The sequence below is a fragment of the Mixta intestinalis genome (genome assembly GCF_009914055.1).
Lineage (GTDB): Bacteria > Pseudomonadota > Gammaproteobacteria > Enterobacterales > Enterobacteriaceae > Mixta > Mixta intestinalis.
This window is the reverse complement of record NZ_CP028271.1, coordinates 4,360,980-4,383,735: the sequence shown is the minus strand read 5'-3', so window position 1 is coordinate 4,383,735 and position 22,756 is coordinate 4,360,980. Positions and strand designations below refer to the sequence as shown.

The 22,756-nt window shown below is 54.8% G+C and carries 21 protein-coding genes and 1 tRNA gene; 7 read left to right on the top strand and 15 right to left on the bottom strand.

From position 1 onward, the window contains the following. The first annotated feature begins 92 nt into the window (after positions 1-92). Both nrdD and nrdG read left to right on the top strand, forming a co-directional pair. Entirely contained in the window at positions 93-2,213 is a 2,121-nt protein-coding gene (gene nrdD, locus C7M51_RS20395) for an anaerobic ribonucleoside-triphosphate reductase (protein ID WP_160623311.1), read from the top strand. After that, positions 2,210-2,683 carry an anaerobic ribonucleoside-triphosphate reductase-activating protein gene (nrdG, locus tag C7M51_RS20390; RefSeq protein ID WP_160623310.1) on the top strand — a complete coding sequence of 158 codons (474 nt, stop codon included), beginning with the start codon at positions 2,210-2,212 and terminating at the stop codon, positions 2,681-2,683. The genes nrdD and nrdG overlap by 4 nt, the downstream gene beginning before the upstream one ends. 78 nt (positions 2,684-2,761) lie before the next feature. On the opposite strand, the gene C7M51_RS20385 is transcribed toward nrdG, so the two are convergent. After that, positions 2,762-3,409, bottom strand: coding sequence for an NAD(P)H-binding protein (locus C7M51_RS20385; protein WP_160623309.1), 648 nt, complete (start codon positions 3,407-3,409; stop codon positions 2,762-2,764). A 150-nt stretch (positions 3,410-3,559) separates the two neighbouring features. Between C7M51_RS20385 and C7M51_RS20380 the strand changes: the two genes are divergently transcribed. Beyond that, positions 3,560-4,081 carry a type 1 glutamine amidotransferase domain-containing protein gene (locus tag C7M51_RS20380; protein ID WP_160623308.1) on the top strand — a complete coding sequence of 174 codons (522 nt, stop codon included), beginning with the start codon at positions 3,560-3,562 and terminating at the stop codon, positions 4,079-4,081. Positions 4,082-4,130: 49 nt separating this feature from the next. Here the strand turns inward: C7M51_RS20380 and C7M51_RS20375 are convergent, their stop codons facing one another. After that, the gene (locus C7M51_RS20375) at positions 4,131-4,562 is read right to left on the bottom strand and encodes a YhbP family protein (RefSeq protein WP_160623307.1); all 432 of its coding nucleotides are present in this window, start codon (positions 4,560-4,562) and stop codon (positions 4,131-4,133) included. An 89-nt stretch (positions 4,563-4,651) separates the two neighbouring features. On the opposite strand from C7M51_RS20375, the gene C7M51_RS20370 reads away from it, so the two are divergent. Next, positions 4,652-4,954 (top strand): GIY-YIG nuclease family protein, encoded by a 303-nt coding sequence (locus C7M51_RS20370; protein ID WP_160623306.1) that lies wholly within the window; start codon positions 4,652-4,654, stop codon positions 4,952-4,954. Here the strand turns inward: C7M51_RS20370 and C7M51_RS20365 are convergent. Then, the gene (locus C7M51_RS20365) at positions 4,935-5,444 is read right to left on the bottom strand and encodes a GNAT family N-acetyltransferase (RefSeq protein ID WP_160623305.1); all 510 of its coding nucleotides are present in this window, start codon (positions 5,442-5,444) and stop codon (positions 4,935-4,937) included. The genes C7M51_RS20370 and C7M51_RS20365 overlap by 20 nt on opposite strands. Then, positions 5,438-5,962: a ubiquinone anaerobic biosynthesis accessory factor UbiT gene (gene ubiT / locus C7M51_RS20360; RefSeq protein ID WP_425280986.1), complete on the bottom strand. Its 525-nt coding sequence runs from the start codon at positions 5,960-5,962 to the stop codon at positions 5,438-5,440. The genes C7M51_RS20365 and ubiT overlap by 7 nt, the downstream gene beginning before the upstream one ends. A 214-nt stretch (positions 5,963-6,176) precedes the next feature. Between ubiT and ubiU the strand changes: the two genes are divergently transcribed. From ubiU to C7M51_RS20345, 3 genes are all read left to right on the top strand, one after another. Beyond that, positions 6,177-7,172 (top strand): ubiquinone anaerobic biosynthesis protein UbiU, encoded by a 996-nt coding sequence (gene ubiU, locus C7M51_RS20355; protein WP_160623304.1) that lies wholly within the window; start codon positions 6,177-6,179, stop codon positions 7,170-7,172. Positions 7,173-7,182: 10 nt separating this feature from the next. Further along, a complete protein-coding gene (locus tag C7M51_RS20350; protein ID WP_160623303.1) occupies positions 7,183-8,061 on the top strand; it encodes a U32 family peptidase in 879 nt (292 codons plus the stop codon). 221 nt (positions 8,062-8,282) lie between these two features. Beyond that, positions 8,283-9,269, top strand: a complete 987-nt coding sequence (locus tag C7M51_RS20345; RefSeq protein ID WP_160623718.1) for a luciferase-like monooxygenase — start codon at positions 8,283-8,285, stop codon at positions 9,267-9,269. 74 nt (positions 9,270-9,343) lie between these two features. Here the strand turns inward: C7M51_RS20345 and C7M51_RS20340 are convergent, their stop codons facing one another. From C7M51_RS20340 to C7M51_RS20290, 11 genes are all read right to left on the bottom strand, one after another. Next, positions 9,344-11,227, bottom strand: a complete 1,884-nt coding sequence (locus C7M51_RS20340) for a DEAD/DEAH family ATP-dependent RNA helicase (protein WP_160623302.1) — start codon at positions 11,225-11,227, stop codon at positions 9,344-9,346. A gap of 176 nt (positions 11,228-11,403) precedes the next feature. Next, positions 11,404-12,288: a lipoprotein NlpI gene (nlpI, locus tag C7M51_RS20335; protein ID WP_141174807.1), complete on the bottom strand. Its 885-nt coding sequence runs from the start codon at positions 12,286-12,288 to the stop codon at positions 11,404-11,406. A 126-nt stretch (positions 12,289-12,414) separates the two neighbouring features. After that, positions 12,415-14,544, bottom strand: coding sequence for a polyribonucleotide nucleotidyltransferase (gene pnp, locus C7M51_RS20330; protein ID WP_160623301.1), 2,130 nt, complete (start codon positions 14,542-14,544; stop codon positions 12,415-12,417). Between the two features lie 306 nt (positions 14,545-14,850). Further along, positions 14,851-15,120 (bottom strand): 30S ribosomal protein S15, encoded by a 270-nt coding sequence (rpsO, locus tag C7M51_RS20325; RefSeq protein WP_038628742.1) that lies wholly within the window; start codon positions 15,118-15,120, stop codon positions 14,851-14,853. 106 nt (positions 15,121-15,226) lie between these two features. Beyond that, the gene (gene truB / locus C7M51_RS20320; protein WP_160623300.1) at positions 15,227-16,171 is read right to left on the bottom strand and encodes a tRNA pseudouridine(55) synthase TruB; all 945 of its coding nucleotides are present in this window, start codon (positions 16,169-16,171) and stop codon (positions 15,227-15,229) included. Then, a complete protein-coding gene (gene rbfA / locus C7M51_RS20315; protein WP_160623299.1) occupies positions 16,171-16,575 on the bottom strand; it encodes a 30S ribosome-binding factor RbfA in 405 nt (134 codons plus the stop codon). The genes truB and rbfA overlap by 1 nt, the downstream gene beginning before the upstream one ends. Positions 16,576-16,673: 98 nt before the next feature. Continuing rightward, on the bottom strand, positions 16,674-19,361 hold the full coding sequence (infB, locus tag C7M51_RS20310; RefSeq protein ID WP_160623298.1) for a translation initiation factor IF-2: 2,688 nt from the start codon (positions 19,359-19,361) through the stop codon (positions 16,674-16,676). A gap of 17 nt (positions 19,362-19,378) precedes the next feature. Continuing rightward, the gene (gene nusA, locus C7M51_RS20305; RefSeq protein WP_160623297.1) at positions 19,379-20,866 is read right to left on the bottom strand and encodes a transcription termination factor NusA; all 1,488 of its coding nucleotides are present in this window, start codon (positions 20,864-20,866) and stop codon (positions 19,379-19,381) included. 24 nt (positions 20,867-20,890) lie between these two features. Then, entirely contained in the window at positions 20,891-21,343 is a 453-nt protein-coding gene (gene rimP / locus C7M51_RS20300) for a ribosome maturation factor RimP (RefSeq protein WP_160623296.1), read from the bottom strand. Positions 21,344-21,554: 211 nt separating this feature from the next. Continuing rightward, positions 21,555-21,631, bottom strand: a tRNA-Met gene (locus C7M51_RS20295). Between the two features lie 253 nt (positions 21,632-21,884). Continuing rightward, on the bottom strand, positions 21,885-22,694 hold the full coding sequence (locus tag C7M51_RS20290) for a tyrosine-protein phosphatase (protein WP_160623295.1): 810 nt from the start codon (positions 22,692-22,694) through the stop codon (positions 21,885-21,887). Positions 22,695-22,756 lie beyond the last annotated feature (62 nt).

The window sequence follows — 22,756 nt, the reverse complement described above, 5'->3', positions numbered from 1 at the left end:
AAGCACGGTTAAATAAGGCGAAAACACCATATATAGCGTTTACTATTCACCACCTATCCAACATATAGTAATTGCGTTGAAGGAGAGCGGTGGTGACAACGACGGTAATAAAACGAGACGGCTGTCAGGTAGCCTTTGATCAACAGCGTATCGCCGAGGCGATTCGCGCTGCGGCCCGTGCCGCCCGGATTGAAGATAACGACTATTGCGCTCTCATCGCGCAACAGGTTAGCGAGAAAATGTGCAGCCGCGATCGGGTTGATATCCACGAGATCCAGCAGGCGGTGGAAGATCTGCTGATGGCAGGACGCTATCCGCAGCTGGCGCGCCAGTATATTGAATACCGACACGATCGCGATCTGGCTCGTGAACAGCGCGGCAAGCTGAGCAAAGCGATTCGCGGCCTGGTTGAGCAAAGCGATCCGGCACTACTGCACGAAAACGCTAATAAAGACAGCAAGGTGATCCCAACCCAACGCGATTTGCTGGCAGGCATCGTCGCGAAGCATTACGCACAACAGCACATGCTGCCGCGTGATGTGGTACGCGCCCACCAGCGCGGGGAGATCCACTATCACGATCTCGATTACGCACCCTTCTTCCCGATGTTTAACTGCATGCTGATCGATCTGAAAGGCATGTTGACCAACGGCTTCAAAATGGGCAACGCCGAAATTGAGCCGCCGAAATCGATCGCCACCGCGACCGCCGTAACCGCTCAAATTATCGCGCAGGTTGCCAGCCATATTTACGGCGGCACCACCATCAACCGCATTGACGAAATCCTCGCGCCGTTTGTCGAAGCCAGCTACAACAAACATCTGGCGGTAGCGCGTGAATGGCAGATCGCCGAAGTTGAACGCTATGCACGTGAACGCACTGAAAAAGAGTGTTTCGATGCCTTCCAGTCGCTGGAATATGAGGTCAACACGCTGCACACTGCCAACGGCCAGACGCCGTTTGTGACCTTCGGCTTTGGTCTTGGCACCAGCTGGGCGGCTCGTCTGATCCAGCAGTCGATCCTGCGTAACCGCATCGCCGGACTGGGTAAAAACCGCAAAACCGCCGTGTTCCCGAAACTGGTTTTCGCCATCCGCGAAGGGCTGAATCGCCGCCCGGGCGACGTGAATTACGATATCAAACAGCTGGCTCTGGAATGCGCCAGCAAGCGCATGTATCCCGATATTCTTAACTATGACCGCGTGGTTAGCGTTACCGGTTCCTTTAAAACACCGATGGGCTGCCGCAGTTTCCTTGGCGTCTGGGAAGAAAACGGCGAACAGGTACATGATGGCCGTAATAACCTTGGCGTAATCAGCCTTAACCTGCCGCGTATCGCGCTGGAAGCCAAAGGTGACGAAAACCGTTTCTGGCAGCTGTTGGATGAGCGTTTAGCGATCGCCAAAAAAGCGCTGATGACGCGCATCGCCCGTCTGGAGCATACCAAAGCGCGCGTGGCACCGATTCTCTATATGGAAGGTGCCTGCGGCGTGCGGCTTAATGCAGACGATAACGTGGCGGAAATCTTCAAGCACGGGCGTGCCTCGATCTCTCTTGGCTATATCGGCCTACATGAAACCATCAACGCGCTGAGCGGTGGCGAAACGCACGTGTATGACGACGAAGCGCTGCGCGCCAAAGCGGTAGCCATCGTGACTCGCCTGCGCACCGCCGTAGACGAATGGAAAGAGGAAACCGGCTACGGCTTCAGCCTCTACAGCACGCCGAGCGAAAATCTCTGCGATCGCTTCTGCCGCCTGGATGCCGCCGAATTCGGTCAGGTGAAAGGCGTAACCGACAAGGGTTACTACACCAACAGCTTCCACCTCGACGTGGAGAAGAAGGTTAATCCTTACGATAAACTCGATTTCGAAGCGGTGTATCCGGCTATCGCCAACGGCGGCTTTATCTGTTACGGCGAGTACCCTAACTTACAGCACAACCTGAAAGCGCTGGAAGATGTCTGGGATTACAGCTATGACCGCGTGCCCTATTACGGCACCAATACGCCCATTGATGAGTGCTATGACTGCGGCTTTACCGGCGAGTTTGACTGTACCAGTAAGGGCTTTACCTGCCCGGCCTGCGGCAACCACGATCCGGCCAGAGTTTCAGTGACGCGCCGCGTTTGCGGCTATCTGGGCAGCCCGGATGCGCGTCCGTTCAACGCCGGGAAGCAGGAAGAAGTGAAACGGCGAGTCAAGCATCTGTGAATATCCACCAGTATTACCCGGTCGATGTAGTAAACGGCCCCGGCACCCGCTGTACGCTGTTTGTAGCGGGCTGTGAACATGAATGCCCCGGCTGCTATAACCAGCGCACCTGGCGGCTGAACTCCGGCGTGCCTTTTACCATTGAGATGGAAGAGCAGTTGATTAACGATCTGAACGATCGCCGTATTCCACGTCAGGGGCTGTCGCTTTCCGGCGGCGATCCGCTGCATCCGGCCAACGTGCCGGACGTGCTGCGCCTGGTGCGCCGCGTGCGTCGTGCCTGCCCCGGTAAGGATATCTGGCTGTGGACCGGCTATACGCTGGCGGAGCTAAGCGAAGCGCAGCGTAAGGTGGTTGCAGAGCTGGATGTGCTGGTGGACGGCAAATTTATCCAGGCGCTTAAAGATGCCAAACTGATCTGGCGCGGCAGCAGTAACCAGGTTATCCACTATCTGCGTAAAGCAGATTAACCACCCGCCCCAACATATCGTTAAGGGGGCCATTTCGTCGCCCCCACATCAACACCAACACATCGCGCGGGCTGGCTTTTAGCCTCCCGCCTGCGCGCCGTGACGCGGAATCGCCGCCGATTCAATAATATTCAGCCCGCTGTGGGCAGGAGAAAATGCCTCACGCATCATCACAGCGGCAACCTCTTTCGCCGCCACCGCTCGCCAGTTTCCCGGCAGCAGCTTAAATAACGGAGCGAGAAAAGCTTCGCCCGGACGCGGCTGCTGGCGATCGCCTAACAGCAGCGAGGGGCGAATCAGCGTCAGCCGCGGCCAGTTCTGCTGCCGTAGCGCATGCTCCATCTCGCCTTTTACCCGCTGATAAAAAAAGGGTGAACGTATGCTGGCTCCGTGTGAGCTGACTGCCAGCATATGCTTCGCGCCGAGCCGCTGTCCGGCAATGGCGCTATCCACCACCAGCGTGTAATCAACATGCACAAAAGCCGCCTTGCTGCCCGCCTGTTTCCGCGTCGTCCCCAGACAGCAAAACACGATATCCACCGGCAGCTGTAACGGACGCAGTACATCGGTAAGATCCGCTTCAACAGGATTAATCAGCTTTTGCATCGCGGGCAGCGGACGACGCGTCGGCGCAATGATTTCGCTGACGCGGGCATCTGCCACCAGCAAGCGCAGCAGATGATTTCCCACCAGCCCGCTGGCACCGGTTAACAATATCCGACTCATCGTTTCTCCTTATCAGGGTTTGCCGCCCCGCATAAGCCTGTCGCGGGCGTCATGAAGCTGAGATTAGCAGAGATGTTGCCGCGAAGAATTTGATTTTTCGGCATCCTCAACCAGACTTAACCGGTAGTTCAACCCAGAAAGGAGGAAAAGATGAGCAAGAAAATAGCGGTACTGATTACCGATGAATTTGAAGACTCTGAATTTACCTCCCCTGCAGAAGCCTATACCAAAGCGGGCCATGAAGTTGTGACCATCGAAATGGAAGCCGGTAAAACGGTAACGGGCAAGCAGGGAAAAGCTCAGGTAAAAATAGATAAAGATATTGATCATGTCAGCCCGGCGGAATTTGATGCGCTGCTGCTGCCCGGCGGTCATTCGCCAGACAGCCTGCGCGGCGACGATCGTTTTGTCAATTTCACTAAAGAATTTGTCGCCAGCGGCAAACCGATCTTCGCCATTTGCCACGGCCCGCAGCTGCTGATTAGCGCCAACGGCGTGCGTGGACGCAAGATGACCTGCGTGAAAGCGATCGCGATCGATCTGAAAAACGCCGGTGCGGATTTCTACGATAAAGAAGTTGTGGTGGATAACGACAAGCTGGTGACCAGCCGCACGCCGGAAGATCTGCCCGCGTTTAATCAGGAGTCACTGCGTATCCTGAATATGAGCTAACCGCTCGCCGCCGTGCAGCGCTGCCGCCGCACGGCGCTTTTCCAGACGGTTAACGCGCTTCGCGCAGCCAATACTGCTTTTTACCGAAGCCGAGTGCGTTATCGGTCATTTTTATCTCATCCAGCCTGATTTCCCATAACGGTGCCGAAACAGCGCGCGCCACCGGGAACCGTTGACAATAGGCCGCTCGCGCAGCCTGTTCCTGCTCACCGCTCAGCCGCTGCACCTCACCGCGATACTGCACGCCTTTAATCAGCATAACCGTTTTCGGCTGACCGTTAACCGTGCCCGCTACCTGGGGATGCTGCACCATCAGCGCGCCGTGGTGCGTCTTCTCTTCGGTCATGATCCAGAACGCCATACGTGCTTCGTCAAACACATAAAAACAGTTGGCGCACCAGAGCGTCTCTGCATCGCGGCAGCATAGCGACAGCACATGCTGCTTTTTTAAAAAGCGCGCAATCGCGCTAACGTCAGACAAATTTCTCTCCATTACGAATTCAGCGGGCCGATCATGACGAGTGCAGACGAGGCGGCTACAATGCCACTCCTGAAACGAAGAGGATGAGCATGAGTGAGATCGTCGCTGCGCCCTGGCAGCTCTATATTATCCGCACTGCGGCTGGCTGGCTCTATACCGGCATCAGCAATAATGTGCCGCGCCGTTTTTTGCAGCACCAGAAAGGCACCGGCGCGAAAGCGCTGCGGGGAAAAGGGCCGCTGGAGCTGCTTTTTATCTGCGATGCAGGCGACCGGGCAATGGCATCCCGCCTGGAATATCAGGTGAAACAGCTATCGCGGCAGGAGAAACTCAGGCTGGTTGCCAGCCAGCCCGTTTCGCTGGCCTGCTGGCTCAGCGAGCGAAGCGGTTAAAGTGCGCGGAATACGCCACTTCACCGTTCACATCAACAAACGCGTCGTCCGCCAGCCGGTAGACCTGGAAAGTGGCCTCCGTGCCGGGCCACGCGCAGCGTAGCTGATGGCGGGCCGCAGGCTCAAAGCCACAGCGCCCATACCAGGCCGGATCGCCCAGCACCACCACCGCCGCATAGCCAAATTCATTCAGCGTATCGAGCCCTTCATAAACCAGCTGCTGGCCGATACCCTGACCCCGCACGCGCTCATCGACCGCCAGCGGTGCCAGACCAACCCAGTTGCGATCTTCATCCTGTACGGTGACCGGGCTGAATGCCGCATAGCCCAGCACCTGCCCTTCATCGTCAGTCGCAACCACGCCCAGCGTTAGCTGCCCATCTTCACGTAGCCGTTGCACCAGTTCCGCTTCGGCGCTGGTGGTAAAGCAGCGGCGCAGCAGGCTATCTATACCGGCAGCGTCCACCCCTATCTCTGTACGAATTAACATGAAGCACCTGCGCGATCTCCTAAAGATTTCGCGTCCTCGTTCAGGCCGGCCTCGACGAAATCAGCCAGCTGCATTAACCCAATGCGTAGCGGTGCTGGCATATGCTCCAGCTCGATCGCATCCATCAGATTTTTTACCTCCAGCCCCAGCTCGGTGTCACCTTCGATCACCAGGCGGCGCTGGAAGAAAAGCGTATCCGGGTCGGTTTTACGTGCGGCAACCAGCAGCAGGTCATTGGCGGTGCCGCGAAACCAGACGTCGGCCTCATCACGGTTGCTAATTTCTAAACGATCGTTTTCCAGCGTGACGGTCCAGCGCAGTGCAATATCATGGATATCAATGCCCAGCCAGCGTCCCTGCAGAAAGTCTAACTCACCTTCCGCCAGCGCATGGCGAAACTGCAAATTTAATAGCTGCTGCAGTAACACTTTTTTCAGTGCAAACGGCGTAAACTGCACCGGCAACCGCAACAGCGCGGGCCCCTGATTAACACACTGAGCGCGAAGCATCTTTAACACAGTTTTACTCCTCAGACCAAATAAGCGCTATTACACGCTATTTTGCCACAGCGCCATTTTCTCCTGAGCGACTGGATCAATAAATCACGCTGCAAAATGAACAATTTTGTCACACTTATTCAATCAATACGTCATTCGCTGCCTTAAATCAAAATTTCCCATTCGTGGGTTGACTACACTCGGCGCAAGTATTTTATTGCTTACAGGATATGTCATGGAACTCCTTTGCCCGGCGGGCAATTTGCCCGCGCTGAAGGCAGCTATCGAAAACGGAGCAGATGCAGTTTACATCGGTCTGAAGGATGACACGAACGCTCGTCATTTCGCCGGTCTTAACTTTACCGATAAGCGTCTGAAAGAGGCGGCGCGCGTGGTGCATCAGCATCAGCGTAAACTGCATGTCGCCATTAACACTTTCGCGCATCCCAATGGCTTTATCCGTTGGCAAAACGCTATTGATATGGCGGTGGATAACGGCGCTGACGCGCTGATTATTGCTGATTTAGCCATGCTGGAATACGCGACCAGCCGTTATCCTCATATCGAAAGACACGTATCGGTTCAGGCATCAGCCACCAACCTGGAAGCGATTCGCTTCTACCATCAGCACTTTGATGTGGCGCGCGTGGTACTACCGCGAGTGCTCTCTATCCATCAGGTGCGCCAGCTGGCGCGTAATACGCCGGTGCCGCTGGAAGTTTTCGCCTTTGGCAGCCTCTGTATTATGGCGGAGGGCCGCTGCTATCTCTCTTCGTGGATGACCGGCGAATCGCCGAATACGGTTGGTGCCTGCTCGCCTGCCCGCTATGTGCGCTGGCAGCAAACGCCTGCCGGACTGGAATCACGCCTGAACGAAGTGCTGATCGATCGCTACGAGCCCAATGAAAATGCGGGCTATCCCACCTTATGTAAGGGGCGCTATCAGGTCGACGGGCAGCGTTACCATGTGCTGGAGGAACCTACCAGCCTGAACACCCTTGAGCTATTGCCCGAGCTGTTAGCCGCCAATATCGCCTCGGTGAAGATCGAAGGTCGTCAGCGCAGTCCCGCCTATGTTTCGCAGGTGGCGCGTATCTGGCGTCAGGCTATCGATCGCTGTAAAGCGAACCCGGAAGCCTTTGCCGTTCAGGAAAGCTGGATGACGGAGCTGGGCTCGCTGTCGGAAGGCACCCAGACCACGCTGGGCGCTTACCACCGTAAATGGCAATAAAGGAAAGGTGATGAAATATTCTTTAGGGCCAGTGCTGTGGTACTGGCCAACGGAAAAGCTGGCCGATTTTTATCAGGCTGCCGCAGAAAGCAGCGCGGAAATTGTTTACCTGGGCGAATCAGTTTGCAGCAAACGTCGCGCAACACGCTTTCCGCAGTGGATGGATTTTGCTCGCCAGCTGGCGGAGAGTGGAAAACAGGTGGTGTTCAGTACGCTGGCACTGGTGCAGTCCACCTCTGAACTACAGGAGATTAAACGTTATGTGGATAACGGCGATTTCCTGATTGAGGCGAACGATTTCGGTACGGTAAACATGGCGGCAGAGCAAAAGCTGCCCTTCGTTGTCGGACATGCGCTCAACTGCTATAACGCCGTGACGCTGCGTATGCTGCTGCGTCTGGGCATGATACGCTGGTGTATGCCGGTGGAGCTGTCGCGTGACTGGCTGATAAATATTCAGCAACAGTGTCATGAGCTGGGGATCCACGGTAAGTTCGAAGTGGAAGTCCTGGCCTACGGTCATCTGCCGCTGGCGCTGTCGGCGCGCTGCTTTACCGCCCGCTCCGAAGACAAACCTAAAGACGACTGTGAAACCTGCTGCATTAAATATCCGCAGGGCCGTCGCGTACTGTCACAGGAAGATCAGCAGGTATTTGTGCTGAACGGCATCCAGACCATGAGCGGCTACTGCTATAACCTCGGTAACGATCTTACCAGTATGCATGGCCTGGTGGATGTGGTGCGCCTGTCACCGGAAGATAAAGGGACGCTGGAGATGATCGATCGCTTCCGCGCCAATGAACAAGGCCAGGCACCGTTGATGGTGGCCCAGCGCAACGACTGTAACGGCTACTGGCGTAAGCTGGCCGGTATGGCGCTACAGTCCTGATCCTACGGCACGGTGCGCCAACGCCCGTGCCGCCTTTCCTGACTTCACTTACTATTTAACTTCTCCTGTCACTTTGCTCTCAGGGCATATTCTGGCTACTCTGCTAAAAGTGCAATACGGTAGAGTAAGTGCATGTTTTTCTGTCAGGCCGACAGAAACGTTATCGCCCCGGCCTTTCAGCCAACAAAGTGAGCAGATATGTCTGAGAAAAAAACGTTCCCCTGTCAGTGCTCGATCTGGCCCCGGTTTCGCAGGGTGCTACGCCGCGTGACGCTTTTAATGCTTCGCTGGCACTGGCCCGTCAGGCGGAGAAACTGGGCTTTCATCGCTACTGGCTCGCAGAACATCATAATATGACCGGGATCGCCAGCGCCGCTACGTCAGTGTTGATCGGTTATCTGGCAGCCAATACCAGCACGCTGCGCCTGGGCTCCGGCGGCATTATGCTGCCAAATCATGCGCCACTGGTCATTGCCGAACAGTTCGGTACGCTGGAGACGCTTTATCCGGGACGTATCGATCTGGGGCTGGGCCGCGCGCCTGGTTCCGACCAGCGCACAATGATGGCATTACGTCGCCATCAAAGCGCCTCTATGGTTGACAGCTTTCCTGATGATGTCGAAACCCTGATCGCCTGGTTTGACGCGGATAAAGATGCGCAGCTGCCGGTACAGCCGGTGCCGGGGCTGGGATTACAGATCCCGGTCTGGCTGCTGGGTTCCAGCCTCTATAGCGCGCAGCTGGCGGCGAAGCTGGGCCTGCCCTTCGCTTTTGCCTCCCATTTCGCTCCCGACCTGCTGTTCCAGGCGCTGCATATGTACCGTGAAAACTTCCAGCCTTCCGCGCGGCTGGCGCAGCCGTACGCCATGGTATGCGTAAACGTCATCGCGGCGGACAGCGAGCAGGAGGCACGCTTCCTGTTTACCTCTATGCAGCAGCAGTTTATCAATCTGCGGCGCGGTAAACCGGGTCCGTTACCGAAGCCGGTAGAGAATATGGATGCGCTCTGGACTCCTTCGGAGCAGTATGGCGTTCAGCAGGCGTTGAGTATGTCGATCGTCGGCGATAGCACCAAAGTGCAACATGGTCTGGCAGCGCTGATTCGTGAAACTCAGGCGGATGAGATTATGGTTAACGGGCAGATTTTCGATACGCAGGCGCGTTTACGCTCGTTTGAGCTGGCAATGCAGGCTGCTCAGGTACTCTGAGCATTATCCTTAGCCTGAATGACAGACATAAAAAAACCAGCCTTACGGCTGGTTTTTTATTTCGTGCTTAGCGATTAGTAATCGCGACGGCGTACAGCACCGGTACCGGCGCTATCTTCACGACGCGGACCACGATTACCGCCTTCGCGGTTGAAGCTGCGACCGCCGCCTTCACGACGTTCGCTGAAGCGACGACCGCCACCTTCGCGACCGCCTTCACGGCGTTCACCGCCAAAACCACCACGCCCACCGCGACGTTCACCACGATCGGCACGTTCGTGCGGCTGCGCATCGCCCAGCAGCTGCATATTCATCGGTTTGTTGAGAATACGCGTGCGGGTAAAGTGTTGCAGGATTTCACCCGGCATACCTTTCGGCAGCTCAATCGTTGAGTGAGAAGCAAACAGCTTGATGTTACCGATGTAACGGCTGCTGATATCGCCTTCGTTAGCGATAGCGCCCACGATGTGACGAACTTCAACACCATCATCACGGCCCACTTCAATGCGGTACAGTTCCATATCGCCAACGTCACGACGTTCACGACGTGGACGATCGCCATCACGGCTGTCGCTACGTGCGTCACGGCTACCGCGACGATCGTCACGCTCACGGAATTCACGACGTTGCGGACGCGGTGCATCCGGCGGCAGAATCAGCGGACGTTCGCCCTGCGCCATTTTCAGCAACGCGGCGGCCAGCGTTTCCATATCCAGATCGCTTTCTGGAGACAGCTGGCTCAGCAGCGCACGGTACTGTTCCAGATCGCTGCTTTCCAGCTGCTGCTGTACTTTAGCCGCGAACTTCGCCAGACGGCGGGTGCTCAGCAGTTCCGCATTCGGCAGCTCTACTTCCGGAATGGTCAGCTTCATGGTGCGCTCGATGTTGCGCAGCAGGCGACGTTCACGGTTTTCCACGAACAGCAGTGCGCGACCGGCACGGCCAGCACGACCGGTACGACCGATACGGTGAACGTAGGATTCAGAATCCATCGGGATATCGTAGTTAACTACCAGACTGATACGATCAACGTCAAGGCCACGAGCCGCTACGTCAGTCGCGATCAGGATATCCAGACGACCATCTTTCAAACGCTCCAGCGTCTGCTCACGCAGCGCCTGGTTCATATCACCGTTCAGCGCGGCGCTGTTGTAACCGCTGCGCTCCAGCGCTTCAGCCACTTCCAGCGTAGCGTTTTTAGTACGTACGAAGATGATAGCAGCATCAAAATCTTCCGCTTCCAGGAAACGTACCAGCGCATCGGTTTTACGGCCCCAGACGGTCCAGTAGCTCTGGCTGATGTCAGGACGCGTAGTGACGCTGCTCTGAATGCGCACTTCCTGCGGATCTTTCATAAAGCGACGGGTAATGCGACGAATCGCTTCCGGCATGGTGGCAGAGAACAGAGCGGTCTGATGACCTTCCGGGATCTGCGCCATGATGGTTTCCACGTCTTCGATAAAGCCCATACGCAGCATTTCATCTGCTTCGTCGAGCACCAGACCGCGCAGTTTGGAGAGATCCAGCGTGCCGCGTTTCAGGTGGTCCAGCAGACGCCCCGGCGTACCTACGACAATCTGCGGCCCCTGACGCAGAGCGCGCAGCTGCACGTCATAACGTTGGCCGCCATACAGGGCCAGCACGTTTACGCCGCGCATATGTTTAGAAAAATCGTTGCAGGCTTCTGCAACCTGCACCGCCAGCTCACGCGTCGGTGCCAGCACCAGGATCTGCGGTGCTTTCAATTCAGTGTCGATATTGTTCAGCAGCGGTAATGCGAACGCTGCGGTTTTGCCACTACCGGTTTGTGCCATACCCAGCACATCGCGGCCTTCCAGCAGATGTGGGATACAGGCGGCCTGGATTGGCGATGGCTTCTCATAGCCCATGTCATTCAGAGCGGTGAGGATAGCTTCGTTAAGGCCCAGATCGGAAAAAGTGGTTTGAATATCAGTCATGTAGTACACGTGCCTCTTAGATTACGGCGGCCAGTCTACACAACTCATTCTGAAAATATGCAATCATTTTCATTGAAAAATGTGAACCGGCTCAAATTAGATGTTTTGACGAACAAAAAAGCCGTCACCCCGAAAGGTGATGACATTTTGCAAAAAATGGATCAGTTGTTCGTCAGCTATTGCTGGTCAGATTCTGTTAAATCGTCTTGTGTCTGGCCTAACAGCGCCAATTCCAACAATGCGTATCGGTGCTCAACAAAGTTATGAACGTTGTTAGCAACCGCCAGTTTGAACAACGCTTCCGCGCTGTCCTTCTCCCCCAGACTTAGGTAGTACTTACCTAAATAGAAGTTGGTTTCACTGAGATGTTCAGCGAGCGAGGTGTTATCCGTTGCGTCTGCCTTAAGACGTTCCATCAGCGTTTTTTCACTGATGTCGCCCAGGTAGAACTCGACAATATTCCATCCCCATTGATCGCGATTCGCCTTCTCGTAACGCTGCTTCAGCATTACTTTCGCCTGCTTAGCATCCATCTCTTGTTCATCGAGATAGAGCCACAGGCTGCGGAAAGGATCGTTAGGATCGTCTTGATAAAACGCCAGCAGATCATCTTGCGCTAACCTGTACCGTCCACCGTAATAGAGGGCGATACCCCGGTTCAAATGCGCATAATTGTAAGTTGGATCAAGCTCAAGTACAGAATCAAACGCTTCATAGGCGGCATCAAAGTTGCCAGCCTGCGTTAAGTATATACCTAAATAATTAAATACTTCAGGCATATCTGGTCTTATAGACAGCGCCTGCGAAAAATCATTCCGCGCCAGTGCCCTCAGACCTAAGCTATCATACAACACTCCGCGCTCATATAATAGCTGTGCGCGCTCATCATCGGTCAATGCCCGACTGGCAAGAATTTGTTCCATGCGCGCCAGGATGACTTCCTGTTGCAGAGTCGGCTGTAGCGGAACCGCCAGCACATCGCTCTTACGCCAATCTGAGTTGCTGCATCCTGCCAGCGTGATAGCTGTCGCAACGAAACACCAGCGCAAAAAAGGCTTCATTTCCCACTCCCGAATACCAACATTGGGATGCACATCCTGTCATCCGCCTGCCATGCACAAGGATTCCCGCCCTCGCAACGAAACAGCTCTCCCCACAAGAGGGAGAGCTCAATGTCGAACGCGCTTTTACTCTGCTTCAGGGGTCACGGCTGCCGTTTCTGCCTGCGGCTGCTGCTCTGAAGCTTCTTTAATGCTCAGACGCACGCGGCCCTGACGGTCAACTTCCAGTACCTTAACCGGTACTTCCTGACCCATCTGCAGGTAGTCGGTGACTTTCTCAACGCGCTTATCAGCGATTTGAGAAATATGAACCAGACCTTCTTTACCGCCGCCGATAGCGACGAAAGCACCGAAGTCAACGATGCGGGTAACTTTACCGTTGTAGATACGACCTACTTCGATTTCCGCAGTGATCTCTTCGATACGACGGATAGCATGTTTCGCTTTGTCGCCATCGGTCGCCGCGATCTTCACCGTACCGTCATCTTCGATTTCGATGGTAGTGCCAGTTTCTTCGGTCAACGCACGGATCACGGAACCACCTTTACCGATCACATCCTTAATTTTGTCCGGATTGATCTTGATGGTGTGAATACGCGGTGCGAATTCAGAGATATCGCCACGCGGCGTGCTGATTGCCTGTTCCATCACGCCCAGGATATGCAAACGCGCACCCTTGGCCTGATTCAGCGCAACCTGCATGATTTCACGCGTGATGCCTTCAATTTTGATATCCATCTGCAGTGCAGTGATACCTTCACGGCTACCGGCAACTTTAAAGTCCATATCGCCGAGGTGATCTTCATCGCCCAGGATATCTGACAGCACGACATAACGATCGCCTTCTTTTACCAGGCCCATCGCGATGCCCGCTACGGCCGCTTTAATCGGCACGCCAGCATCCATCAGCGCCAGAGAAGCGCCACAAACGGAAGCCATAGAAGAAGAACCGTTGGATTCGGTGATTTCAGAAACCACGCGCACGGTGTACGGGAATTCGTCAAGCTTCGGCATGACTGCCAGCACGCCGCGTTTTGCCAGACGACCGTGACCGATTTCACGACGCTTCGGTGAACCCACCATACCGGTTTCGCCTACGGAGTACGGAGGGAAGTTATAGTGGAACAGGAAGTTGTCGGTGCGTTCGCCCATCAGCTCATCCAGGCTCTGCGCATCGCGTGCGGTGCCCAGCGTCGCGGTAACCAGCGCCTGCGTTTCGCCACGGGTAAACAGCGCGGAACCATGCGTACGCGGCAGGACGCCGGTACGAACATCCAGACCGCGAATCATATCTTTTTCACGCCCGTCGATACGCGGCTCGCCGTTCAGTACACGGCTACGCACGACGTTTTTCTCGATAGCGTGCAGAATATCGCTGATTTCGCCTTCATCCAGCGTTTCATCTTCCGCCAGCAGCGCCGCGGTGGTTTCTGATTTGATCAGATCAACCTGCGCATAACGCTCCTGTTTTTCGGTGATGCGGTAAGCATCGCTCAGGCGAGATTCAGCCAGCGCCGCGATACGCGCATTCAGCGTTTCGTTGGCGGCTTCAGGCTGCCAGTCCCAACGCGGTTTACCCGCTTCGGCAACCAGCGAATTGATGTTTTCGATAACAACCTGCTGCTGTTCATGACCGAAGACTACCGCGCCCAGCATCTGCTCTTCAGAGAGAATATCCGCTTCGGATTCCACCATCAGTACTGCGCTCTGCGTACCAGCAACCACCAGGTCCAGACGAGACTGTTTGATCTCATCAGAAGTCGGATTGAGCACATACTGATCGTTGATGTAACCAACGCGTGCGGCACCGATAGGGCCGTTGAACGGAATGCCAGAAAGGCTCAGCGCCGCAGAGGCACCGATCATCGCCACGATATCCGGGTTAACCTGCGGGTTTACCGATACTACGGTAGCGATAACCTGGACTTCGTTAACGAAGCCTTCAGGGAACAGCGGACGAACCGGGCGGTCAATCAGACGCGCAATCAGCGTTTCGCCTTCGCTTGGACGGCCTTCACGACGGAAGAAGCTGCCCGGAATACGACCGGCAGCGTAGGTACGCTCCTGGTAGTTTACGGTCAGCGGAAAGAAATCCTGACCAGCTTTCGCTTTTTTCTGGCCTACAACGGTTACAAATACAGCGGTATCATCCATGCTGGCCATTACGGCCGCAGTAGCCTGACGTGCCATCATACCGGTTTCCAGCGTCACGGTATGCTGACCGTACTGGAATTTACGTACAATCGGATTCAGCAAAATAACTTCCTTTACGTCAAAACAGGCACAATCTTACTGCCTGCTGTGGGTTTTTAACCTTCATTGCATCCTCGCGACTAATGACAATCCTTATGCCCCGCTGCATAAAGTCTCTCATTAGCCGCGCGAACCTCTGCAAGTGAAGATCACATACTGCAACAATACAATATATTGCTATAGATTGCTGCCGGTTGGTTGAAAAAAGGGGCCCTGAGGCCCCTTTTCCACGAAACTTGCACCATGCTGTTCAGTTTAACCCCGCTAAAGCAGGAAACGTGCATATGTCCTGAAACAGCATGTTGGGACTTAGCGACGCAGACCCAGGCTTTCGATCAGGCTGGTGTAACGTGCAACGTCTTTACGCTTCAGGTAGTCCAGCAGCTTACGACGCTGGGAAACCATGCGCAGCAGACCGCGACGGCTGTGGTGGTCTTTCTTGTGCTCAGAGAAGTGACCCTGCAGGTGGTTAATCTGAGCAGTCAGCAGAGCAACCTGAACTTCGGTTGAGCCGCTGTCGTTAGCGCCACGACCGTATTTAGCAACGATCTCTGCTTTAGCTTCGGTACTTAGAGACATAATGAACTCCAGTTAAATGATGAATGTCAGGGTGCCAATCTCTAATTCAGCGACCCCATGTAAAGCCGCATTATTCTACTCTCAGGCTGAGATGAGTGCAAATGACTCAGGCAGAATATTCTACCACTAAACGGCGTGGTGCCACGCGTCCATCCTCCGCAATCTGCGCCATGCCGATAAACTTGCGCGCGTCACCTTCGGTTACCCGCACCAGCCCCTCACGCGGCGCGCCGGAAGCCTGCACCGGCTGGCCTTGCTTAAACCAGACGGCAGTTACGGTGCTCAGGTTAACTTCCGGGTAATCCGCCGCCGGGCTATCCATTGGCATCAGTAAAGCATCCAGTTCCGCCTGCGCCGCTTCGTTTATCTCGCCCGGTTCACCCTGCAGGGCAAACAGCTGCTCCAGCGTTACCATTTTTTCAATCGGATAGCGCGCCACCTGCAAACGACGCAGCATAATCACGTGCGCGCCGCATCCAAGCTTTTCGCCAAGATCGTCGATAATGGTACGGATATAGGTGCCTTTTGAGCAGTGAATTTCCAGTTCCAGCTCATTTCCCTGCCAGCGGATAAACTGCAGCTCATAGACGATAATCGGACGTGCTTCACGCGGCACGTCAATGCCCTGACGCGCATATTCATACAGCGGACGGCCCTGATATTTCAGCGCTGAATACATCGACGGTATCTGCTGGGTTTCGCCACGAAAACTTTCCAGCGCGGCATCAAGCTGCGCCTGATCAAACGTTACCGGGCGTTGCGTAATAATCTGACCATCGGCGTCGGAGGTATCCGTACGCTCGCCGAGGCGGGCGATCACGCGATAACGCTTATCGGCATCCAGCAGGTACTGCGAGAACTTCGTCGCTTCGCCCAGGCAGATGGGCAGCATGCCGGTCGCCAGCGGATCGAGCGCGCCGGTATGACCTGCACGGTTAGCGCGGAAAATACGCTTTACCTTTTGCAAGGCATCATTAGAGGACAGCCCCTGCGGCTTATCCAGCAGCAACACGCCGTGGATATCACGACCGCGACGACGAGGACGGCTCATTACTCCTCCTTGTCGTCTTCTTCCGCCGGTCCGCGGCGCTGGGCATCATTTTTAACGACGTTGGTCACCAGGTTGGACATACGCATCCCTTCAACCAGTGAGTTATCGTAGAAGAATGTCAGTTCAGGCACGATACGCAGACGCATCGCCTTGCCGAGCAGCATACGGATGTAACCGGAAGCGTCCTGCAGCGCCTTAACGCCCGCTTTAACCGAATCGGCATCATCACCGTTTAAGAAGGTGACGAACACCTTCGCGTAGGCCAGATCGCGTGACACTTCAACGCCAGAGACGGTGACCATCAGGCCGAGGCGCGGATCTTTAATTTCACGCTGGATGATGATAGCGATCTCTTTTTGCAGCTCCTGAGCAACACGCTGCGGGCGACCAAATTCTTTCGCCATAATTATTCCTCCTGATAAGGCTGAGCCCCGACCGGAACAGGGCGGGGCTCAGCGAGGGGAGACACCAGGCCTCCCAAATACCACTTACAATGCGATCGTTATTCGATGGTACGTTGGATCTCGATCACTTCGAACACTTCGATCATATCGCCGGTGCGAACATCGTTGTAGTTCTTAACGCCGATACCACATTCCATGCCGTTACGCACTTCGTTCACGTCATCTTTGAAGCGGCGCAGAGATTCCAGCTCGCCTTCATAGATAACCACGTTGTCGCGCAGAACACGGATTGGGTTGTGACGTTTCACTACGCCTTCGGTCACCATACAACCGGCAATCGCGCCAAACTTCGGTGATTTGAACACGTCGCGCACTTCGGCCAGGCCGATGATCTGCTGTTTGTATTCCGGTGCCAGCATACCGCTCATCGCCGCCTTCACTTCGTCGATCAGATTATAGATGACGGAGTAGTAACGCAGATCCAGGCTTTCCGCCTCGATGACGCGACGCGCAGAGGCGTCGGCACGAACGTTGAAGCCGAGGATGATAGCATTCGAAGCCGCAGCCAGCGTTGCGTCCGTCTCGGTGATACCACCGACGCCGGAACCCACGATTTTGACTTTCACTTCGTCGGTAGAGAGTTTCAGCAGCGAATCGGAGATCGCTTCGACAGAACCCTGTACGTCCGCTTTCAGCACGATATTCAGCTCGGACACGTCGCCTTCAGTCATGTTGGCGAACATATTCTCCAGCTTGGATTTCTGCTGACGCGCCAGCTTAACTTCGCGGAATTTGCCCTGACGATAGAGCGCTACTTCACGCGCTTTCTTCTCGTCACGTACCACGGTCGCTTCATCACCCGCTGCCGGTACACCGGACAGGCCGAGGATTTCAACCGGGATAGACGGACCCGCTTCAACCACTTCATGACCCAGTTCATCGCGCATCGCACGCACACGGCCATATTCGAAACCGCACAGTACGATGTCGCCTTTATGCAGCGTACCTTCACGTACCAGTACGGTAGCAACCGGACCACGACCTTTGTCCAGGAAAGATTCGATTACCACACCGCTGGCCATACCGGCGCGCACTGCGGTCAGCTCAAGCACTTCAGACTGTAGCAAAATCGCATTCAGCAGATCGTCAACGCCAGTACCCGCTTTCGCAGAAACGTTAACGAACATGTTTTCACCGCCCCACTCTTCCGGAATGATACCGTACTGGGTCAGTTCGTTTTTCACGCGATCCGGATCGGCTTCCGGCTTATCGATTTTGTTCACCGCCACGACCACCGGCACGCCAGCCGCTTTTGCGTGCTGAACAGCTTCGATAGTCTGCGGCATCACGCCATCGTCAGCCGCGACAACCAGTACCACGATATCCGTTGCCTGCGCACCACGGGCACGCATCGCGGTAAACGCGGCGTGGCCTGGGGTATCCAGGAAGGTGATCATGCCGTTATCGGTTTCAACGTGATAAGCACCGATATGCTGAGTAATGCCGCCCGCTTCGCCAGAGGCGATTTTGGTGGAGCGGATATAGTCAAGCAGTGAGGTTTTACCATGGTCAACGTGACCCATGATGGTCACCACTGGCGCACGTGATTCGGCAGCAGCGCCGGTATCACGATCGCTCATTACCGCTTCTTCCAGCTCATTCTCGCGGCGCAGGATCACTTTGTGTCCCATCTCTTCCGCAACCAGCTGTGCTGTTTCCTGGTCGATAACCTGGTTGATGGTGGCCATTGCACCCATTTTCATCATCGCTTTGATGACCTGGGAGCCTTTCACCGCCATTTTGTTAGCCAGTTCAGCTACGGTAATGGTTTCACCAATCACCACATCGCGGTTAACCGCCTGTGCTGGCTTGTTGAAGCCCTGCTGCAGCATGCTGCCTTTACGATGCTTGCCGCCTTTGCCGCCGCGAATCGCCGCACGGGCTTCTTCACGATCGGTTTTCGCTTCCGCATGTTTGTTGCCTTTACGCGGACGAGGCGCTTTAGCCGTGCGGGTGCGTCCACGACCGCCTTCAACCTCACGGTCGTTTTCGTCTTCGGCCTGACGTGCATGTTGCGAGGTAGTAACGTGATAATCTGCGTCATCTTCCTCGGTCGGTTTCTCTTCCCAGTCGCCAGCTTTCTGCTCTGCGAGCTTACGCGCTTCTTCCGCTACGCGGCGCGCGTCTTCTTCCAGCTTACGGCGGGCTTCTTCTTCCGCTTTACGCTTCAGCTCTGCAGCTTCAGCTTCGCGACGGGCTTTTTCAGATTGTCCGGCCCGGGTCATATCGTCGGTTTGTTGGTTGCTCACTTTCTCATTTTCCGCTGCTTCGCGCTTAGCCTTTTCCGCGGCCTCGCGTTTGGCTTGCTCTTCGGCTTCACGCTTCGCTTTTTCCGCTGCTTCACGCCTGGCTTTTTCTTCCGCCTCACGACGAGCCTGTTCTTCCGCTTCACGCTGCGCCTGCGCTTCTGCTTCAGCCTTAGCTTTTTCAGCCTCAGCATCCTCTTTTACATAGGTGCGCTTTTTGCGGACTTCGATTTGCACCGACTTACTTTTACCCCCGGTGCCTGGAATATTCAAGGTGCTGCGCGTTTTGCGCTGCAAGGTTAATTTGCCTGACGGGCTGCCGTTATCGCGATTAAGGTGCGTCAGTAAGGTTTCTTTTTCCTGCTGAGTCACAGAGTCGTTTTCAGACTTACGGATCCCTGCATCAGCAAACTGCTGTACCAGGCGTTCTACCGAAGTCTGAATCTCTGCGGCCAGCGATTTTACGGTTACATCTGTCATGCTGTTCCTTCCTGTTATTACGCGTCGTCGCCGAACCAGCAGATATTACGCGCCGCCATAATCAGAGCGCCGGCCTTCTCATCGTCCAGGCCTTCGATATCTGTCAGATCGTCAACACCCTGCTCGGCCAGATCTTCCAGCGTGCAGATGCCACGTGCCGCCAGTTTGTTAGCCAGAGCGCGATCCAAACCTTCAAGATTAAGCAGATCGTCCGCAGGCTGACCGCCGCCATTATTTTCGGCTTTTTCCAGCGCCAGGGTCGTTAACGCATTTTTCGCACGTTCGCGCAGTGCTTCTACAGTTTCTTCATCCAGGCCGTCAATTTCCAGCAGCTCGTTCATTGGCACGTAAGCCAACTCTTCCAGGGAGGAGAAACCTTCTTCGACCAGCACGGTGGCGAACTCTTCATCGATGTCCAGGTGTTTGGTGAAAACATCAATCGCAGCATGTGCTTCCGCCTGATGTTTCGCCTGCAGATCATCGACCGTCATCACGTTCAGCTCCCAACCGCTCAGTTGCGAAGCCAGACGCACGTTTTGACCATTACGGCCAATCGCCTGAGCCAGATTGCCAGCTTCTACGGCGATATCCATGGTGTGATTATCTTCATCCACCACGATTGAGGCGACATCCGCAGGTGCCATCGCGTTAATCACGAATTGCGCCGGGTTGTCATCCCACAGAACGATATCAATACGCTCACCGCCCAGCTCGCTGGAAACAGCCTGGACGCGCGCGCCGCGCATACCAACGCAGGCACCGACCGGATCGATACGCTTATCATTAGTTTTCACTGCAATTTTGGCACGAGAACCCGGATCGCGAGCGGCCGCTTTAATTTCGATCACTTCTTCGCCAATTTCCGGCACTTCGATACGGAACAGCTCAACCAGCATTTCTGGTTTAGAGCGGCTGACGAACAGCTGCGCGCCGCGCGCTTCAGGACGTACCGCATAGAGTACGCCGCGAATGCGGTCGCCCGGACGGAAGTTTTCACGCGGCAGCATATCTTCACGCAGAATCACTGCTTCAGCGTTGTTGCCGAGATCGAGCGTGATGTTGTCGCGGTTAACTTTTTTCACCACGCCGGTGATGATCTCACCTTCCTGCTCGCGGAACTGATCGACCACCATTGCGCGCTCGGCTTCACGTACTTTCTGCACGATAACCTGTTTCGCGGTCTGCGTGGTGATACGGTCAAATTTCACCGACTCAATCTGGTCTTCAACGAAGTCGCCAGGATTGAGAGTTTCATCTTCATACCGGGCAGCTTCCAGCGTGATTTCGCGCGTCGGCTGGGTAACTTCTTCCACTACCTGCCAACGACGGAAGGTATCGAAATCGCCGCTTTTACGATCGATGCTGACACGCACATCGATTTCCTGCTCATATTTTTTCTTGGTTGCAGTAGCCAGTGCGCTCTCCAGCGCTTCGAAAATTTTCTCACGCGGCAGGGCTTTTTCATTAGAAACGGCTTCTACAACAGCTAAGATTTCTTTATTCATCCTGGTTAGCCTCAATCCGGACTTTTAAAAGTGGGGGACCAGGTTCGCTTTCTGGATATTGCTCAGCGCGAACACTTCATCTCTACCCTCGACGGTCACCGTAATCATTTCGCCTTCGACGGCCTTAATGATGCCCTGCCATTTACGGCGGTTCTGGACGGCCATACGCAGTACCAGGCTCACTTCCTCACCGGTAAATCGTGCATAATGTTCAGCGGTAAACAGTGGGCGATCAAGACCCGGCGAGGAAACTTCAAGGTTGTAAGCGACCGTGATGGGATCTTCCACATCCATGACTGCGCTTACCTGGTGGCTGACATCAGCACAATCGTCAACATTGATGCCATCTTCACTATCAATATAGATGCGCAACGTTGAAGTGCGACCACGAATGAACTCGATACCGACCAGTTCGTAGCCAAGCGCTTCTACCGGTGCTGAAATCATCTCTGTTAATTTCTGCTCTAATGTGGACAAGCCCACCCCCAAGACATAAAAAAAGGGCTTATAGCCCAGTGTTGCGATTCCTGATAACAAAAAACCCCGAAAATTCGGGGCTTAATGCGACTGGACCCTGTATGCCGCAGCTGCGGCCCGGCACACCATCCAAAGAATTTTTTTCAAAAATTAGCTGAGGATGCATTCGGAGATACATACAGTATATTTGAAAAATAACTCTAAGGGAAAGTGGTTGCGGGGGCCGGATTTGAACCGACGACCTTCGGGTTATGAGCCCGACGAGCTACCAAGCTGCTCCACCCCGCGTCCGAAAACGTGGCTAATATTACACCGAACCTGCACAAAATGCAAGTGAAACTGAGATTTGCTACGGGCTTCAGGCCTGCATTTGAAGCCTTGCTCGTTGATAAATAAACCAGTTAAGAATCAGCGACTTATACCATATTCTCACAACTCGTTAGTCACAACAACAGCTCTTTCAGCTCCACAGCAAGCAGGTTAGCTCTGCCACGGAGAGACATATCTTATCAGGCAGCGGCAGAGATTTAAAGGCTATACGCTATTTTTCCACCAGCAGTGCGTTCAAGCGTGCGCGTTCAGCCGGGCCGATACCCAGCGCACGGTGCAGGAAAGTTTTGCTGTCGCCGTAATGTTCATCAATGGCCAGCAGTGATGCGTTCAGATAACTCTCCTGCACCTGAAGCAGTGTCAGAATGCTCTCTTTATCCGCATCTGCGATCAGGGCGCTGTACTCTGCCAGCAGTCGCTGGTTAACCGCCGCACGATAGCGGTTACTGAGCAGGTAGTCAGCCATAATCACTTTCCGCTCGGCTCCCAATGCCATCAACACCAGTGCGGCAGCAAAGCCGGTGCGATCTTTGCCTGCCGTACAGTGAAAATAGACCGCACCTTCAGGCAGAGTAAGCAGCTCATGCAGAAACTCCCCCCATCGATCCAGACAGGCAGGCTCGTGAACGAAGGCCTGATAGATATCCTGAAACGCCGCTGCCGGATCTCGCTCTCCCAGGTGCTTAAGCATATCAGCCGGGCTGGCGCTCTGTACTTTTAACACGCTGCTAAGTACATCCAGACGAATCAATGAGGCATCGCCAGGGGTACGGTCAGGCCGATCGCTGACTTCACCATCGGTACGTAGATCCACCACTTTCCTTACCGGGATCTGCGCCAGATGCTGCTCCCCGGCGGGCGTAATGCTGTAAAGATCTTCTCCGCGAATCAGTTTGCCTGGACGAATATACCCCTCGGCAACCGGATAACCTCCCATATCGCGCACATTATTAACGCCTTCCAGCTCAAGCACGCGGGGAATCAGGATATCCGCCGTTGTCCTGCCATAGTCTGCACTCATTACTCGCTCCATTTAGTAACTTCGCCGCTCTGTTTTTTGAGCGTACGCTATGAATCCCTCCT

Bases quoted from the DNA above. Each gene is read 5' to 3' on its own strand.
- truB (WP_160623300.1), bottom strand. From the start codon at position 16,171: ATGAGCCGTCCTCGTCGTCGCGGTCGTGATATCCACGGCGTGTTGCTG.
- C7M51_RS20365 (WP_160623305.1), bottom strand. From the start codon at position 5,444: ATGTTAATTCGTACAGAGATAGGGGTGGACGCTGCCGGTATAGATAGC.
- nusA (WP_160623297.1), bottom strand. From the start codon at position 20,866: ATGAATAAAGAAATCTTAGCTGTTGTAGAAGCCGTTTCTAATGAAAAA.
- rbfA (WP_160623299.1), bottom strand. From the start codon at position 16,575: ATGGCGAAAGAATTTGGTCGCCCGCAGCGTGTTGCTCAGGAGCTGCAA.
- C7M51_RS20350 (WP_160623303.1), top strand. From the start codon at position 7,183: ATGAAATATTCTTTAGGGCCAGTGCTGTGGTACTGGCCAACGGAAAAG.
- C7M51_RS20385 (WP_160623309.1), bottom strand. From the start codon at position 3,409: ATGAGTCGGATATTGTTAACCGGTGCCAGCGGGCTGGTGGGAAATCAT.
- rpsO (WP_038628742.1), bottom strand. From the start codon at position 15,120: ATGTCTCTAAGTACCGAAGCTAAAGCAGAGATCGTTGCTAAATACGGT.
- infB (WP_160623298.1), bottom strand. From the start codon at position 19,361: ATGACAGATGTAACCGTAAAATCGCTGGCCGCAGAGATTCAGACTTCG.
- C7M51_RS20290 (WP_160623295.1), bottom strand. From the start codon at position 22,694: ATGAGTGCAGACTATGGCAGGACAACGGCGGATATCCTGATTCCCCGC.
- C7M51_RS20380 (WP_160623308.1), top strand. From the start codon at position 3,560: ATGAGCAAGAAAATAGCGGTACTGATTACCGATGAATTTGAAGACTCT.
- C7M51_RS20370 (WP_160623306.1), top strand. From the start codon at position 4,652: ATGAGTGAGATCGTCGCTGCGCCCTGGCAGCTCTATATTATCCGCACT.
- C7M51_RS20340 (WP_160623302.1), bottom strand. From the start codon at position 11,227: ATGACTGATATTCAAACCACTTTTTCCGATCTGGGCCTTAACGAAGCT.
- ubiU (WP_160623304.1), top strand. From the start codon at position 6,177: ATGGAACTCCTTTGCCCGGCGGGCAATTTGCCCGCGCTGAAGGCAGCT.
- nlpI (WP_141174807.1), bottom strand. From the start codon at position 12,288: ATGAAGCCTTTTTTGCGCTGGTGTTTCGTTGCGACAGCTATCACGCTG.